This window comes from Trichococcus flocculiformis (assembly GCF_963662535.1).
Classification (GTDB): domain Bacteria; phylum Bacillota; class Bacilli; order Lactobacillales; family Aerococcaceae; genus Trichococcus; species Trichococcus flocculiformis.
Genome location: NZ_OY759718.1, coordinates 1,624,156 through 1,639,150, shown reverse-complemented (window position 1 = coordinate 1,639,150; position 14,995 = coordinate 1,624,156). Strand labels below are relative to the sequence as shown.

Annotated in this window: 18 protein-coding genes; all 18 read right to left on the bottom strand. The window is 46.2% G+C overall.

The window, feature by feature from the left end; translation table 11 throughout:
- Positions 1-37 precede the first annotated feature (37 nt).
- The 18 genes from ACKPCD_RS07895 to yidA all read right to left on the bottom strand — a co-directional run bounded on the left by ACKPCD_RS07895 (position 38) and on the right by yidA (position 14,993).
- On the bottom strand, positions 38-793 hold the full coding sequence (locus ACKPCD_RS07895) for a sugar phosphate isomerase/epimerase family protein (protein WP_086988431.1): 756 nt from the start codon (positions 791-793) through the stop codon (positions 38-40).
- Between the two features lie 24 nt (positions 794-817).
- Positions 818-1,468: a hypothetical protein gene (locus ACKPCD_RS07890; protein WP_321432886.1), complete on the bottom strand. Its 651-nt coding sequence runs from the start codon at positions 1,466-1,468 to the stop codon at positions 818-820.
- Positions 1,465-2,451 (bottom strand): flotillin-like protein FloA, encoded by a 987-nt coding sequence (gene floA, locus ACKPCD_RS07885; RefSeq protein WP_068560471.1) that lies wholly within the window; start codon positions 2,449-2,451, stop codon positions 1,465-1,467. The genes ACKPCD_RS07890 and floA overlap by 4 nt, the downstream gene beginning before the upstream one ends.
- Positions 2,448-3,050, bottom strand: a complete 603-nt coding sequence (locus tag ACKPCD_RS07880; protein ID WP_068560468.1) for an NfeD family protein — start codon at positions 3,048-3,050, stop codon at positions 2,448-2,450. The genes floA and ACKPCD_RS07880 overlap by 4 nt, the downstream gene beginning before the upstream one ends.
- A gap of 153 nt (positions 3,051-3,203) precedes the next feature.
- On the bottom strand, positions 3,204-5,825 hold the full coding sequence (gene clpB, locus ACKPCD_RS07875; RefSeq protein ID WP_321432885.1) for an ATP-dependent chaperone ClpB: 2,622 nt from the start codon (positions 5,823-5,825) through the stop codon (positions 3,204-3,206).
- A gap of 130 nt (positions 5,826-5,955) precedes the next feature.
- Positions 5,956-6,300: a metal-sulfur cluster assembly factor gene (locus tag ACKPCD_RS07870; RefSeq protein WP_086988427.1), complete on the bottom strand. Its 345-nt coding sequence runs from the start codon at positions 6,298-6,300 to the stop codon at positions 5,956-5,958.
- A 58-nt stretch (positions 6,301-6,358) separates the two neighbouring features.
- On the bottom strand, positions 6,359-7,123 hold the full coding sequence (locus ACKPCD_RS07865) for a prolyl oligopeptidase family serine peptidase (protein WP_086988426.1): 765 nt from the start codon (positions 7,121-7,123) through the stop codon (positions 6,359-6,361).
- A 32-nt stretch (positions 7,124-7,155) separates the two neighbouring features.
- Complete coding sequence (locus ACKPCD_RS07860; protein ID WP_321432884.1) at positions 7,156-7,965, bottom strand: Cof-type HAD-IIB family hydrolase; 810 nt, start codon at positions 7,963-7,965, stop codon at positions 7,156-7,158.
- Positions 7,966-8,005: 40 nt separating this feature from the next.
- A complete protein-coding gene (locus tag ACKPCD_RS07855) occupies positions 8,006-8,440 on the bottom strand; it encodes a hypothetical protein (protein WP_232309292.1) in 435 nt (144 codons plus the stop codon).
- Positions 8,441-8,566: 126 nt separating this feature from the next.
- A complete protein-coding gene (gene rplS / locus ACKPCD_RS07850) occupies positions 8,567-8,920 on the bottom strand; it encodes a 50S ribosomal protein L19 (protein ID WP_068560452.1) in 354 nt (117 codons plus the stop codon).
- Positions 8,921-9,086: 166 nt separating this feature from the next.
- Positions 9,087-9,833: a tRNA (guanosine(37)-N1)-methyltransferase TrmD gene (gene trmD / locus ACKPCD_RS07845; RefSeq protein WP_068560449.1), complete on the bottom strand. Its 747-nt coding sequence runs from the start codon at positions 9,831-9,833 to the stop codon at positions 9,087-9,089.
- On the bottom strand, positions 9,833-10,348 hold the full coding sequence (gene rimM, locus ACKPCD_RS07840) for a ribosome maturation factor RimM (RefSeq protein WP_086988424.1): 516 nt from the start codon (positions 10,346-10,348) through the stop codon (positions 9,833-9,835). The genes trmD and rimM overlap by 1 nt, the downstream gene beginning before the upstream one ends.
- A gap of 159 nt (positions 10,349-10,507) precedes the next feature.
- Complete coding sequence (locus tag ACKPCD_RS07835; protein WP_068560443.1) at positions 10,508-10,753, bottom strand: KH domain-containing protein; 246 nt, start codon at positions 10,751-10,753, stop codon at positions 10,508-10,510.
- A 13-nt stretch (positions 10,754-10,766) separates the two neighbouring features.
- Positions 10,767-11,039, bottom strand: a complete 273-nt coding sequence (gene rpsP / locus ACKPCD_RS07830) for a 30S ribosomal protein S16 (protein ID WP_068560440.1) — start codon at positions 11,037-11,039, stop codon at positions 10,767-10,769.
- A gap of 92 nt (positions 11,040-11,131) precedes the next feature.
- Positions 11,132-12,544: a signal recognition particle protein gene (ffh, locus tag ACKPCD_RS07825; protein ID WP_068562140.1), complete on the bottom strand. Its 1,413-nt coding sequence runs from the start codon at positions 12,542-12,544 to the stop codon at positions 11,132-11,134.
- 20 nt (positions 12,545-12,564) lie between these two features.
- The gene (locus tag ACKPCD_RS07820) at positions 12,565-12,912 is read right to left on the bottom strand and encodes a putative DNA-binding protein (RefSeq protein ID WP_068562141.1); all 348 of its coding nucleotides are present in this window, start codon (positions 12,910-12,912) and stop codon (positions 12,565-12,567) included.
- A gap of 222 nt (positions 12,913-13,134) precedes the next feature.
- Positions 13,135-14,148, bottom strand: a complete 1,014-nt coding sequence (gene ftsY / locus ACKPCD_RS07815; protein WP_068562142.1) for a signal recognition particle-docking protein FtsY — start codon at positions 14,146-14,148, stop codon at positions 13,135-13,137.
- A gap of 32 nt (positions 14,149-14,180) precedes the next feature.
- Entirely contained in the window at positions 14,181-14,993 is an 813-nt protein-coding gene (gene yidA / locus ACKPCD_RS07810) for a sugar-phosphatase (RefSeq protein WP_321432883.1), read from the bottom strand.
- Positions 14,994-14,995: the final 2 nt, after the last annotated feature.

Here is a 14,995-nt window from a genome sequence, read left to right as displayed (position 1 = left end):
CCCCTCGAAACGGCCCTAACGGTTTAGTCGAAGTGCGTCACCAAGAGCGGAGCTTATTGCGGTCAGCGCGCATGGTTTCAGTTGCTTCTTCGCCGCCTCCACATGGATATTCGATGCTGGCCGGCACTGAATCCGGAAAACACGACAAAAGACGGCGCATATCCACCAAGCCGGTTTCCAGCCCGGACAAAACGATCCCTTCAGCTGCATAGCCAACATTTTTGATATGTATATAGGTTACCGCTTCGTTCATTGCATTCGCTGCAACGAAGGGATCGATGTCGATATACACGAAATTACCCGTGTCAAAAGTCAATCCGATGTCCAATGATGCTTTACGAGCTTCAGCAATAAACGCCATCAGGACATCAGGGCTGCCCTTCCCAATGGATTGATCATTTTCGACTGTCAAATGGACTGAAAAATTCGTTAACAATTCCCGTAATTTTTCAGCCAGCACGGATGTGAGTCCTTGGAATTCCCCTAAAGTCAGTTTCAGCTGGACTGCGTTCAAAAGAGCGGCCTCCTCAAAATAGCTGCCTAGTTGTGCATTCAGCGCGCCTGCTGTAAATAGTTCTGCTGGTACGGAATAGAACACCTTCAAGTTCAGGTCAGCGGCTTGCTGGGCTATTTCCTTCATTTCCGTTTTACCGGACAAAATGTATTCTCTTCTGACTTCCACAAAAGGGAAACCCATTTCCTTGATTTCCTTCAATATTTCTTTTTGTTCCACTTTATTGTCTGCAGCTTTTTGCATGTATGCTAAAGTGTTCAATCCGATTTCTCTGGGCATCCATCTGTCTCCTTCACTTTCCTATTAGCGGTCAAAGTCCGGCCTATCGAGTATTTCTTTGGCAATGACAGCTCGCATCAATGCTTTTTGATTGCTGGAACGTTTCTTCCTGTTCTGAATAGTGGATTTCTCCATTCTTTTAGCAGTTTTCAATTCTTTAGCATCTTCAGAAAAGACGGTGAAGTCATCAGCCAACCCCACGGTAGGATCCATATTATAGTCCGTAAACGCTTCTTCCTCATCGATTTCAGCTGCAGGTTTCGCACCATTGTGGTCGCTGCCTTTTTTTGACTGATTCGTCCGCAACAGCAACTCCCACAAATTTTCGCGGTTTACGAAAATCAGGATTTCCCTCCGCCAATTTCTGTGGGTCAAAATCCGGCTGACTTCCCGCAAATATTTTTCGGGCAAACGCTCCTGAAAAAAGCCATAGACCTGCTCAGGCTTCAATGTAGCCATTTTTTTGATCAGTTGTTTCGCATTCTCATTTCCGGCACCATCAAATGACTGGCGAACTGTCTGATGCAAGACAGTTGCCTGGGAAGTCCCAGCTCGAAGTCTGGCATTCTCCGCCAAACGGTTTATCCGTTTAACTATCGATATGAGCACAGAGAGAAAGAACACCAGGAAAAGAATCGGCAACAAGATCGGTAAAAGAAAGGTTAGGCTAGTCATTCCGGTTCGCTTCTATCTGCCGGAAACTCTGAAATGCTGCTCCTCATTTCAGTATCCGCTATGATATTTTTCATTTTATAATAATCCATCACGCCTATATTTCCGTTGCGCAGTGCTTCAGCCAACGCCAACGGCACCTCCGCCTCGGCTTCGACCACTTTCGCCCGCATCCTTTGCACCTCTGCGATCATTTCCTGTTCTTCTGCGACCGCAAAAGCGCGGCGCTCTTCTGCTTTGGCTTGCGCAACCCGCTTATCCGCCTCTGCTTGTTCCGCCTGCAATTTGGCGCCTACGTTACGGCCGACATCAACATCGGCGATATCAATGGACAGTATCTCAAAAGCGGTACCCGAATCAAGCCCTTTTTTCAGGATTGTTTGGGAAATGGAGTCCGGATTTTCCAAGACGGAAGTATGCATCTTGGCAGAGCCGACGGTTGTGACAATCCCCTCGCCGACACGGGCGATGATTGTTTCCTCGCCAGCACCACCGACCAAACGCTCAATGTTGGCACGTACCGTTACTTTCGCTTTGGCTTTTACTTCAATCCCGTTCATGGCAACACCCGCGATGATCGGTGTTTCGATGACTTTTGGATTGACGCTCATTTTCACTGCTTCTAACACATTACGACCAGCCAAATCGATGGCCGCCGCTTTTTCAAAACCTAAATCAATATCGGCACGTTGCGCCGCAATCAGCGCATCGATGACCATATTGACATCTCCACCAGCAAGATGATGCGCCTCCAATTCATTTATATCAATGATCAGCCCCGCTTTTGTCGCTTTAATCATCGGTTGTACGATCATGGAAGGAACCACTCGCCGCAAGCGCATCCCGACCAAATTTGAAATTTTGACTTTCACTCCCGAAAAGTAGGCTGTGATCCATAGACCGACCGGCACAAAGCGGAAAAACAAAGATAAAACCAGTACGACAAACAATGCAATAAAGATGAGTCCTATCAAGCCTTCTGTCATTCTTCATCCAACTCCTTAACTGTAATTTTGACCCCTTCAACCTGGATAACCCGAATCTGTTTTCCTTCAAATATGATCTTTCCGTCACTGACTACGTCGAGCACCACACCTCCGATTGCAACTTTTCCGGCTGGCCGCAGCGTCGTCGTGGCTGTTCCGATCATTCCCAAGAATTCGGAATAGTCTTTGCTGGACGAATACCCGCGCTCCCGGTTCAGAGACGTGTCCAGAATTAATTTACTGCGATCCGGCAAGAATTTATAACCTTTTTTCAAAAGCACTGACGTGGCCACACCGGAAATGATGATTGCCAAGCTTACGTCCAGTACACTTTCCAAAATGCGTTCATTGTTCAAAAACAGGCCGGCTACGACCATCAAGAAACCCGCGACTCCTACAAGACCGAAATCAGGTATGAACAATTCAACAACCAATAACATGATTCCAAACAGGAACAGTAGCAACGTCAGCCAGTTCCCACTACCAAAATACAGGAAATACAACAAAAAACTCAGGATCGCCGCAGCTCCGAAGAGATAATACTTCGAAGTGAACAGCATAAAAACCAGACACAAAAATCCGATGACCAAAAACAGCAATATGAACGCCTCCTTCTGCTTTGTTCCGAAAGAAACAACAAACGGTCGTACGCATAAAAATAAGAAAATTTATACTATCATTTTACCGCAAATACAGAAATAACAAAAGGAAATCCCTTTCAGGACTTCCTCTCTGTTTGTAGACATGTCAAATTATTGTTGAAATTCATCGAAATCGACGGTCTGGAATCCGACCTGATTCCCTACCAAAGTCACCGTCACAGACTGATTTTCATGAATTTCCCCTTTTATGATGGCCCGCGCCAAGGGATTTTCGATTTCGGCTGAAATGAATCTTCTGAGCGGCCGCGCGCCATAAATCGGATCGTAAGCATTTTCCGCTATCCAACTCGTCACCTCATCAGAAACGGAAAGCTGGATCTGTTTATCCACCAATCGGCTGGATAGCTCCTTAACCATTTTCACGATGATCTTTTTGACATCTTCTTTGCTTAAAGGCGTAAACAGAATGGTGTCATCGATTCTGTTCAAAAATTCCGGCTTGAACGAACTCTTCAATACTTTCATGACCTCATTCGCAACAGCATCCGGAATGGTGCCGTCGGGATGGACGCCTTCCAGCAAGAGCTGCGACCCGATGTTGCTGGTCATGATCAGGACGGTGTTTTTGAAGTCAATCAGACGTCCCTTCGAATCGGTCAAACGTCCATCATCCAATACTTGGAGTAAAATATTGAAGACATCCGGGTGCGCCTTTTCGATTTCATCCAATAGAATGATCGTATAGGGGCTTCGGCGGACCGCTTCCGTCAATTGGCCGCCCTCTTCGTAGCCGACATAGCCAGGGGGTGCCCCGATGAGTCGAGAAACCGAAAATTTTTCCATGTATTCGCTCATATCGATCCGAACCATATGTTCATCGGAGTCGAACAAATTTTCAGCCAAGGCTTTGGCCAACTCCGTTTTCCCGACTCCTGTCGGTCCCAAGAAAAGGAAGGACCCGATCGGACGGTTCGGCGATTGGAGGCCAGCACGCGAACGCAAAACAGCATTCGTGACACTTTCTACTGCTTCTTCTTGGCCAATGACGCGCTTGTGCAGCGTTTCCTCCAATTTCAGGAGTTTATCCCTTTCACCTTCAACCAGCTTCGTCACAGGGATGCCGGTCATCCGTCCCACCACTGTCGCGATTTCGTTCTCGGTGACCGATTCCTGGACTAGATTGCCTGCTTTATTCCTTCGGGTTGCATTTTCTTTTTCAAGAGCCGCCAAATCTTTTTCCATCTGAGGGATACTGCCGTGGCGCAAAACCGCCGCCCGTTCCAAATCATAATTGGCCTCGGCATCCTCCAATTGTCTGCGCGCGTCCTCCAGGTCCTCCCGTTTGGCACGCAGCTTTTCGACTTCTTCTTTTTCATTACCCCATTTCATGCGCAACTCATTTGATTCTTCGCGCAGATCAGCCAACTCGACTTGCAGAGCCGCCAATCTTTTCTTGCTCTGATCATCGGATTCCTTTTTCAAGGCCGCCTCTTCTATCTCCAGTTGCATCAATTTGCGGCTCACCTGATCCAACTCGGTAGGCATCGAATTCATTTCCACTTTTATGTTCGCGCAAGCCTCATCGACAAGATCGATCGCTTTATCCGGCAGAAACCGGTCAGTGATGTAACGATCGGATAAGGTCGCGGCCGCAACAAGGGCGTTGTCATGGATGTTGACGCTGTGGTGGATCTCATAACGTTCCTTCAACCCCCTCAAGATGCTGATTGTATCAGAAACTGTCGGTTCTTTCACCAACACCTTTTGGAATCTTCGCTCCAAGGCCTTATCCTTCTCCAGATTTTGACGGTATTCATCCAAAGTGGTCGCTCCGATGCAGTGCAATTCGCCTCTGGCCAGCATAGGTTTCAGCAGATTGCCGGCATCCATACTCCCCTCGGTTTTTCCTGCCCCGACGATCGTATGGATCTCATCAATGAAAAGGATGATGCGGCCGTCGCTTTTCTTCACTTCCTTCAATACCGCTTTAAGGCGTTCCTCGAATTCCCCACGGTACTTAGCTCCCGCAATCAATGAGCCCATATCCAACGAAAAGATTGTTTTGTCTTTCAAATTATCCGGTACATCTTTTTTCACAATCCGTTGAGCCAAACCTTCCACAATGGCGGTCTTGCCTACGCCAGGTTCACCTATCAGGATCGGATTATTTTTTGTTTTCCGCGACAAAATGCGGATGACATCCCTGATTTCTTCGTCCCTGCCGATTACCGGATCTTGTTTTCCGCTACGCACCGCTTGCACGAGGTCTATGCCATACTTTTCCAATGCTTCATACTGATCTTCCTGATTCTGCGAAGTCACTCGGTCTCCCCCTCTCATATCCTTGATTTTTTCCGCGATGATTTTTTCCGTCAGGCCTAGATTAACCAAAAATTTGGTCAATGGATGATTTTTCAGTGTCATCAAGCTCAAAAGCACCGTATCAGTGGCGATGAAATCATCCTTCAACTCCGACCGCTTGCGGTCTGCTTCCAGAAAGAGATTGTACAGATTCTGGCTGAATGTTTGCCCGTACTGGACGGAAGTGCCCTCAATCACCACTGATTTATCCAGTTCCTTATCAACGGCTGATTCAAATGCATCGATTGCCACTCCTGAATCGATATAAAAATTGCGCGCAAAACTATCCGGCTGCAGAAATATTTTCCACAGATGGGCGACATCGATGGTCTGGTGCTTGCGCACCATGGCGATACGTTGCGCTTCTGCGATTGCCTGCTGCAGGGCTGTCGTCATTTTTTCCATTTCCATGCTAGGACCTCCTCAAAAAATCTATTGATATATCTTTTATAGGACAAGTATACGACCATGGTCAGAATTGGTCAAATGATAACCCGAAAAAAAAGAACAACAAAGGTGATTTCCTTTGTTGCTCTTCTTATCATCGGATCCCTAACGCGATGCGTGCATATCGGGACATTCTGTCTGTCGTCCAGGCAGGATACCACACCAATTTCACTTGTGTTTCGGTTACTTCAGGAACGTCTTTCAAAGCACGATGAATTTCATCGGTGATGACATCCGCCAATGGGCAGCCCATCGTTGTGAGTGTCATCTTGATCAGGCAGAATCCATCCTGTTCCAGTTCCACTTCATAAATCAAACCTAAATTGACGATATCTATTCCTAATTCCGGATCTATCACTTGCTCAAGCGCCGCTAAGACGCGTTCTTTTATGCTTTCCAATTCTTCTTGCGAAAATTGGGGAGTTGTCTCTTCAGTCATTGCAAACACCTCTTACCTTTCTGGATTAATTAGATAATAACAGTTTGTGCATAGAAATTCAATGCGAATATACGTTACCTAAAAATACTGCCATTTCCTCAAAAATAGCGTAAGGAACCCGGTGTCCGGCACCTTCTGTCGACCGGAAACAAATGTTATCTGCATAGGCTTCTCCGCTGATGGAGTTGACGAACTGCTCCATCTGCTCGTACGGCACACTCTCGTCGGCGGTACCGTGCCAGATGTAAAACGGCGTGTCAACGAGCGATTCCGGATGTTCTTTGAGGCTCAGGTTTTCAAAAGGCGCCATCAACGCATTGACCTTCTCGTCATCGAGCGGAGGCAGACCTTCCGCCCAGCGGGACTGCAGTGCCCAATGGGACAACCCGATCGGATCCGGACTGCCCATCAAGCAGGCTGCCGAATGGATCCATGGATATTGCGTCAAAGCGATACAGGTCGTGATGCCTCCCATCGAAAGGCCCGTGACCGAAACAGTTTCTCTTTTTGCCAATCCCGCTTCAACATAGGCTTCCACAATGTCAGGAAGCTCTTTTATATTTTTCAGGACTACCGACCAGAATTCTGCTGCCGGTTCGCCAGCATAGGCTTCCTCTTTGCGTTCACCATGACGATAGGCATCGGGGATGATCACCCGCATGCCGTTGCTGGCTAATGCATATCCGGGCTCCAAACCTCTCTCCTTTTGGTTTGTGATGCCATGATAAAAGAACACGAGCGGAGTCGTTTCTTGTTTCTTGTCTTCTTCAACGATTTCCAGAATCGGTATATCATTTATGATTTTTCTTTCGATCAAAATCACATTTATCCCTCTTTTTCAGCTCTGATCGGCTGTTACAGGCAAAAATATTTTTCCAGGTAGATTGCCAAGCCGTCCTCATGATTCGTATGCGTGGTTACATCATCTGCAATGCGCTTTAATGCCCCAATACCATTTTGCATAACAACGCCATGTCCCGCAAAGCGAATCATCTCCATATCGTTGTCTTCGTCACCGAAGGCAAGAATATCTTCCCGCTTGATACCGTAATTATTCGCGACCACTTCCACGCCAAGCGCTTTTTGGACACCAGCGGATACGATTTCGAGGCAAGGCATCGTACCGCCCCATGTACGGATTTCAATGGAATTCCCATAACGCGCCAAAATCCGGTCACGGATAGCATGCAAATTCCGTTCCTCGGAAAATACATTCATGGAAGTCGGATTTTCCGACAACGTGTCCTTAGAAGTGATCTGCGTCGCCAGCAAATTTTTCGGGAAATATTCGTTCGATGGCAGCGTGGCGGTGGATGCGAAAAGCGTCTCCTTGCCTTCTACGCAGATAAAATCGATGCCCATCTCTTCACGCTGTTCGATGAGATCCATCGCGAAATCTTTATTGAGTGTTTTATGGTAGTAATTACGCCAATTACTGTCGGTTGGATTATGGCATAGGGCACCGTTGAAATTCACCAACGGGGTAGTCATCTTGAGTGTCTCATAAAATTCTTTGCTGTTTCTGTATGGACGACCAGTTGCGATCATGACCAGATGGTTATCTTTTTGCAACCGTGCCAACACATTTTTGGTCCGAACGCTCAGCAACGACTGATTGTTGAGCGTGGTACCGTCTAGATCTAAAGCGATTAATTTTTGTTTCATATTTCCTCCTGCAGTTTCCGCCTGACATTCGAGCCCTTACTTATTCGCTTCCCAGCGACGGAAATTTACTTTTTAATTCTGCCGTCATGACCTTTGCGATGTTCGATCCGATCACAAGCATTTCATATAGTGGTTTGACATCTGTTGTCGAGCGGCCCAAAAGCCGAAGGAAAATCTCTCCATCGCCCGCCAGGCAAAGTGTATAATAAAAAGTCTTGGTTTGGTTCAATTCATTGATCAGTTCCAAAAGCTTCACTTTATCAGCATAATTATTCAGATAAGCTAATTTTCTGTAGCTGATCTGAAAATCACTTTCTGCCTCATCTTTGGCGATGACTACACCGAACGGCAGAGAATGGTCCTTATCGAGATTGAATTTCCCTTGATACAAATACTGGCCATTTTGGATGGGATGACTTTTCAGTGGCATGCCTTTTTCTTGGAATTTTTGATCAAGCGCGGCTAATATCGTCAAAACTATCACTCTTTTCGTATATGGTGCTACAAGTATAGCACATTTCCCCCAAGAATTATGCTTATCGCACTATACAAAAAAGGTCCGGAACCGAAGTCCAGACCTTTCCATATGTCATGCGGGATATTAACGACGTTTTTCTCTGATACGAGCAGCTTTTCCGTGTAATGCACGCAAGTAGTAAAGTTTTGCACGACGCACTTTACCGAAGCGAACAACTTCGATTTGAGCTACACGAGGAGTGTGCAATGGGAATGTACGTTCCACACCGACACCGTTGGAAATTTTACGTACTGTATACGTTTCGCTGATTCCGAATCCGCGACGTTTAATGACTACGCCTTCGAATAATTGGATACGTTCTCTTGTTCCTTCGACTACGCGAGCGTGGACGCGAACAGTGTCTCCAGGACGGAATGCAGGGATATCACTACGTAATTGTCCTTGTGTTATTGCTTCGATCAATGGTAATTGACTCATGTTTTTTTCTCCTTCCAACCGACATTCATACACAATCCTTCTGCACAGCGGAATATCGTATTATGGAGCAGTCTCTCTGCTCACCTGTAGAATTCTACCACAATATTTTTGACGTGTAAAGTATTTCTCGTTTACATTGTTTAAATTTCAAGGCGCACGATTGCGCTTAATTGTCAGCTTTTTCTTCGAGAAGAATTTCAGCCAACCAGGTTTGCTGTTTTTTCGACAAAGTGATCTTTTCAAGCATTTCCGGACGTCTCAGCCAAGTTTTGCGCAAAGATTCTTTTTCTTGCCAATCAGCGATTTTCTGGTGATTGCCGCTGAAAAGCACTTCAGGGACGACATCTCCGCGGAAATCGCGGGGTCTCGTATATTGGGGATGCTCAAGCAAACCGGTCGAGAAGGAATCGGTCTTGTTCGACTGTTCATTGCCCAATACCGCAGGCAAGAGGCGGACCGTCGCATCGATCATGACCATTGCGCCGAGTTCGCCACCCGTCAAAACATAATCCCCGATTGAAATTTCATCTGTCACATGCTGCTTGATGCGCTCATCGAAACCTTCGTAATGACCACAGATGAAGACTAGGTGCTCTTCCTCGGCGAACTCCTCCGCCAGATCCTGATTGAAGGTTTTTCCGGACGGATCCAAAAGGACAATTCTTTTTTTGGTTTCGGGCGAATGAACCTCGATGTCCGTCAACGCATCGACGATCGGTTGCGCGCGCAACAACATGCCTGCGCCGCCTCCGAAGGGATAGTCATCGACGGAATTGTGTTTGTTTTCGGAATAATCGCGGAAGTTCGTGCAAGTGATCGAAACACGGCCACTCTCAATGGCCTTTCCGATAATCGACTCGGACATAGGGCCTTCAAACATCGCCGGAAACAACGTCAATACATCTATCTTCATCAGTCCATCATTCCTTCTAGCAGGTGGATGGTAACCTTGTTTTCCTCCAAAGATACCTTTTCCACTACCGATGCGATATACGGAACCAATAAATCTTTTTGGCCTGGTCTGGATACAACCCAAACATCATTAGCCCCTAGCGGCAAAATTTCTTTTATTGTACCCAATTCTTCACCGGCATCACTTACGACGGATAATCCGATGATTTCATGATAATAAAACTCATGATCCGGCAGGTCCCCCAACTGCGCTTCCGAAACTTTCAGGGTTCCGCCTTTGAACGGCTCGACCTCTTCGATCCGGTTGTAGCCCTCGAATGTCAGCATATTGAAATTCTTGTGCACCCGGTGGCTGGCTACTTTCAGAGCAATCGGCTCACTGTTGTCGCGGAAGAGGTAAAGCGTAGACCCTTTCTTGTAGCGTTCATCCGCAAAGTCAGTGCTGGAAATGACACGCACTTCACCCTTTAGGCCTTGGGTATTCACAACTTTTCCGACATCATAAAATTTTTCCATTTTTCACCTCTCCTTACATAAATCGTACTGTCAACATTTCTGTACATAATAAAATAGAAGGGATAAGTGCTACTACTGTATCATCATCCGCTTCTATCTATTCGCTATTAAGTTAGGCATCCACCGATCGGAAACGACCGAATCCGCAATTAGAGCAGATTATTCGGCCCCTTCGATCACAAGGCGGACACGTTTTGTGCCTTTGGTTCTGACACTGTATACAATTGTACGGATCGCTCTGGCGACACGTCCCTGTTTGCCGATCACACGGCCGACATCCTCGGCATCAAGATGCAAATGATATTCCATGAACTCACTTGTCTCTTTGATTTCGATGGACATCTTATCATCGTGGACGATCAAAGGTTTGACAATTGTCAGGATTAAATCTGAAATTTCAGGCATTTAAACCACCCTTTTATTTAGCTAACTTAGAGTCGTGGAATTTTTTCATAATACCTTGTTGAGAAAGTAAGTTGCGAACTGTATCAGAAGGTTGTGCACCTTCAGCTAACCATTTCAAAACTAACTCTTCGTCAAATTTAACTTCAGCTGGTTCAACAACTGGATTGTATGTACCTACTTTTTCGATGAAACGTCCATCACGTGGAGAACGTGAATCAGCTACAACGACGCGGTAAAACGGGTTTCTTTTAGAACCCATACGTTTTAAACGAATTTTAACTGCCATTTATATAACACCTCCATATATCTATATCTCACATTTTTATATATTACCAGTTTTCCATTTGCTTGTAAAGTGTTTTCTCTTTACACTTGGAATTATTTTTTCTTTTTCTTCTTTTTGTTCATCCGTCTGGCCATTTGCTGCATGGCCAGCTTGCCCATTTTGCCTTTAGGGCCTTGTCCAAGGAGGCCTTCCATCCCTGCAAAATTACCTTTGGACATCTTGTTCATCATGTCTCTGGATTCGTTGAATTGCTTGATCAGACGGTTGACTTCCGCCAATGATCTTGCAGAACCTTTCGCGATCCGTCTGCGTCTGCTCTGTGAAAGAATTTCAGGGTTTTCGCGTTCAGCGGGCGTCATCGAAAGTACAATTGCCTTCATATGGGCTACATCTTTCGGATCTATCTTCATTTGATCCAATCCGGGAACATTGCTCATGCCCGGAATCATCTTCAGAAGGTCCTCAAGCGGCCCCATGTTGGTGACCTGATCCATCTGCTCGATGAAGTCATTGAAATTGAAAGTGTTCTCGCGGATTTTTGCAGCCATTTCTGCTGCTTTCGTCTCATCAAAATCTTGTTGCGCGCGTTCGATCAATGTCATCAGATCGCCCATACCCAAAATTCTGGAAGACATGCGTTCAGGGTAGAATGGTTCAAAATCTTCCAGCTTTTCACCTTGACCCGTAAATTTGATTGGCTTTCCGGTTACCGATCGGATTGACAGCGCAGCCCCCCCGCGTGTATCTCCATCCAATTTAGTCAAAATGACACCGGTTATGCCGAGCTGTTCATTGAAAGATTTCGCTACGTTGACGGCATCTTGCCCCGTCATCGCATCCACGGTAAATAGGATCTCGGTAGGATTGACGGCAGCTTTGATGTTCTTCAACTCTGTCATCAATACTTCATCCACGTGCAATCGTCCCGCCGTATCGATGATGACCAGATCGCGGCCATCGAGTTTGGCTTGTTCAACGGCCTGCTTCGCAATATCGACCGGATTCGCTTCCGCTCCCAACGCATAAACCGGGAAATCCAATTGTTTGCCTAAAGTCTGCAATTGATTGATCGCTGCCGGGCGATAAACGTCGGCTGCTACCAGCATCGGGCGCTTATTTTCTTTTTTCTTCATGTAGTTGGCAAGCTTTCCGGCAGTTGTGGTTTTACCTGCACCCTGCAAGCCGACCATCATCACGACGGTTGGAGGTTTAGCAGAAAATTGGAACGGTTCCTGCTGCCCACCCATCAATTCCGTCAACTCTTCGTTGACGATTTTGATGACTTGTTGTGTCGGTGAAAGTGACTCGAGCACATCAGAGCCCAACGCTCGCTCATTCACTTTTTTGACGAAATCTTTTACTACTTTAAAATTCACGTCGGCTTCCAGTAAAGCCAGACGTACTTCACGCATCATTTCCTTAAGATCGGCTTCCGTAATCTTGCCTTTTTTGCCGATTTTGGTCATCGCGCCTTGGAGACGCTCGGACAATCCTTCAAATGCCATATTTTCCACTTCCTTACTGTTTATTCATCTTTGTCATCCAGTTCTTCCAGATTTGCGATCAGCCTTTGCAAGGATCTGTCGTCGGGATATTTTTCTTCGGCGTAATTCGCCAATTCATCCAACTTTTTATTCCGGAGTCTATAGTTTTGCGCCAGCTTTAACTTCTGTTCATAATCCATCAGAATCTTTTCGGTGCGCTTGATGTTGTCGTACACTGCCTGCCGGCTGACCTCGAACTCTTCAGCGATTTCGCCCAACGAATAGTCATCACCATAATACAAAGAAAGATAGCCTTTCTGTTTGTTTGTCAACAGGACATTATAGAATTCATAAAGAGTATTCATATTATTGGTTTTTTCCAGTTCCATCAGAATACCTTCCTTCTCGTACGGATTGTCAAGAAAAAATCTTTACACTTCATTAGATTACCGATTTTGCCAAGCTTAGTCAACCATAAATTGCACTGAAGCAGTGTCACCACAACAAAAAGCAAAATCAGGCCGGCAATCCCGATGCGATTGCCGGCCTGACCATGCTTCTGTCGGCACTTACTATGAAACGTGCCTTACGAGGCAGGACGATCTATTTCCTTATTTTTTCTCAAGCAGATCCTTTACCAATCCGTAAATATACTGCTCCGGATCAAAGGGCTGCAGATCATCCAGGCCTTCACCCAACCCGACGAATTTGACGGGGATGTCCATTTCTTGACGAATCGCCAGGATGACCCCGCCTTTCGCCGTTCCGTCCAATTTCGTCAGAATCAGACCGGTGACATCGGTCGTCTCCTTGAATTGCTTCGCTTGTATCAAAGCGTTCTGACCGGTCGTGGCATCCAACACCAGCAATGTTTCGGTTGCGCCGCCGGGTATTTCTCTTGCGATGATCCGATTGATTTTCTCCAATTCCTTCATCAGGTTCACTTTGTTCTGGAGTCTTCCTGCCGTATCGATCAACAGGTAGTCATAATTTTCTTCTTTGGCTTGCTTCAGGGCGTCATATACGACGGAAGCCGGATCGCTTTTTGCATCGCTTGTTACAACCGGCACGCCTACACGTTGCCCCCAAACCTCCAGCTGTTCGATAGCGCCGGCTCGGAAAGTATCCCCGGCCGCCAACAAGACGCTGTTCCCTTGGTTCTTCAACTGGTAAGCATATTTTCCGATGGTAGTCGTTTTCCCCACTCCGTTTACGCCCACAAAAAGAATGACGGTCGGCCCATTTTCATTTATTTTGATGGTAGGCAATTCCGTCTGGCCTTTTTCATAGATTTCGACCATTTTTTCGATGATGACATTCTTCACTTGTTCTCCCGTGCGCACGTTCTTCATCTTGACTTCATCACGCAGTACATCCGATAGTGCCAACGTCATATCAAACCCGACGTCTGCGGAAATCAGCGTTTCCTCCAAATCGTCAAAAAACTCTTCATCTACTTCCCGGAAACCGGCGAATAGTTCATTCATCTTCTCTGAAAAGCTTTTGCGTGTCTTTTCCATGCCTTTATCGAATTTATCGATGACAATCTTATTTTCTTCAGTTACCGGTGTCTGAACAACATCTTCACCTGTAAATGCGCGCTTTATTCGATCGAATAATCCCATTTGAACACTTCCTCTCTTATGCCAGTCTGAAATTACGCAAAGACGAACGTTTCGATGGCGTGTGCAACGCCATCTTCCCCGTTTGTTTTCGTGATAAAACTAGCCCGTTCCTTGATTTTATCTGGTGCGTTGCCCATCGCGACGCTTACACCCGCAAAATCCAGCATCGCCAAATCGTTCTCTTCATCTCCGCAAGCCATGACCTCATCGGCAGTGATTCCAAGATGATCGCATAAAGCTGCGATACCGTTGCCTTTATCAACTTCAGGGTGCATGACTTCAAACAGAAGCGGGCGCGATTTCATCATCGAATACTTGCTGTAGAAGTACGCCGGTATCTTCGCGATTGCTTCATCCAGTACAGCAGGTGCGATGCAAAAAACTACTTTATTGAACGCATCCTGTTCCTGAAAGTCTTCGATTTTCTTCTCAACGAACGGCAAGCTTGAACTCTGCAGGCTCTTGTACAAGGACTCCCTGCCTTGCGGGTATTCCGGTTCGTATACGAATTCCAGATCCAGCATGTTCATCGGGATGTTCAGTTCCTTGCTCAGATCATAGAGTTCCACGATTTGACTGTAGTTCAGCACTTTTTGGGAAATGATTTCCGATGTTTTATTTTTTTGAACCAAGCCGCCGTTATAAGTGATCGAGTAATCTTCTGCTTGAAGCAAGTCCAGTTCGTCCACGTAAGCTTTGATGCCCATGAGTGGGCGTCCGGTACAAAGGACGATTTTCACGCCTGCTTCCCTGGCACGATGGATTGCTAGTTTGTTCGCTTCACTGATTTTTTTGTCAGGATTCAGCAATGTGCCATCCAAGTCAAGTGCTATCAATTTAATCATTT

Excerpts from the sequence above, each read along its gene's own strand:
- ACKPCD_RS07835 (WP_068560443.1), bottom strand. The coding sequence starts at position 10,753 with ATGCCTGAAATTTCAGATTTAATCCTGACAATTGTCAAACCTTTGATC.
- ACKPCD_RS07870 (WP_086988427.1), bottom strand. The coding sequence starts at position 6,300 with ATGACTGAAGAGACAACTCCCCAATTTTCGCAAGAAGAATTGGAAAGC.
- trmD (WP_068560449.1), bottom strand. The coding sequence starts at position 9,833 with ATGAAGATAGATGTATTGACGTTGTTTCCGGCGATGTTTGAAGGCCCT.
- ffh (WP_068562140.1), bottom strand. The coding sequence starts at position 12,544 with ATGGCATTTGAAGGATTGTCCGAGCGTCTCCAAGGCGCGATGACCAAA.
- ACKPCD_RS07820 (WP_068562141.1), bottom strand. The coding sequence starts at position 12,912 with ATGGAACTGGAAAAAACCAATAATATGAATACTCTTTATGAATTCTAT.
- ftsY (WP_068562142.1), bottom strand. The coding sequence starts at position 14,148 with ATGGGATTATTCGATCGAATAAAGCGCGCATTTACAGGTGAAGATGTT.
- ACKPCD_RS07890 (WP_321432886.1), bottom strand. The coding sequence starts at position 1,468 with ATGACTAGCCTAACCTTTCTTTTACCGATCTTGTTGCCGATTCTTTTC.
- rplS (WP_068560452.1), bottom strand. The coding sequence starts at position 8,920 with ATGAGTCAATTACCATTGATCGAAGCAATAACACAAGGACAATTACGT.
- yidA (WP_321432883.1), bottom strand. The coding sequence starts at position 14,993 with ATGATTAAATTGATAGCACTTGACTTGGATGGCACATTGCTGAATCCT.
- ACKPCD_RS07860 (WP_321432884.1), bottom strand. The coding sequence starts at position 7,965 with ATGAAACAAAAATTAATCGCTTTAGATCTAGACGGTACCACGCTCAAC.
- rimM (WP_086988424.1), bottom strand. The coding sequence starts at position 10,348 with ATGGAAAAATTTTATGATGTCGGAAAAGTTGTGAATACCCAAGGCCTA.
- floA (WP_068560471.1), bottom strand. The coding sequence starts at position 2,451 with ATGACAGAAGGCTTGATAGGACTCATCTTTATTGCATTGTTTGTCGTA.
- rpsP (WP_068560440.1), bottom strand. The coding sequence starts at position 11,039 with ATGGCAGTTAAAATTCGTTTAAAACGTATGGGTTCTAAAAGAAACCCG.
- clpB (WP_321432885.1), bottom strand. The coding sequence starts at position 5,825 with ATGGAAATGGAAAAAATGACGACAGCCCTGCAGCAGGCAATCGCAGAA.
- ACKPCD_RS07895 (WP_086988431.1), bottom strand. The coding sequence starts at position 793 with ATGCCCAGAGAAATCGGATTGAACACTTTAGCATACATGCAAAAAGCT.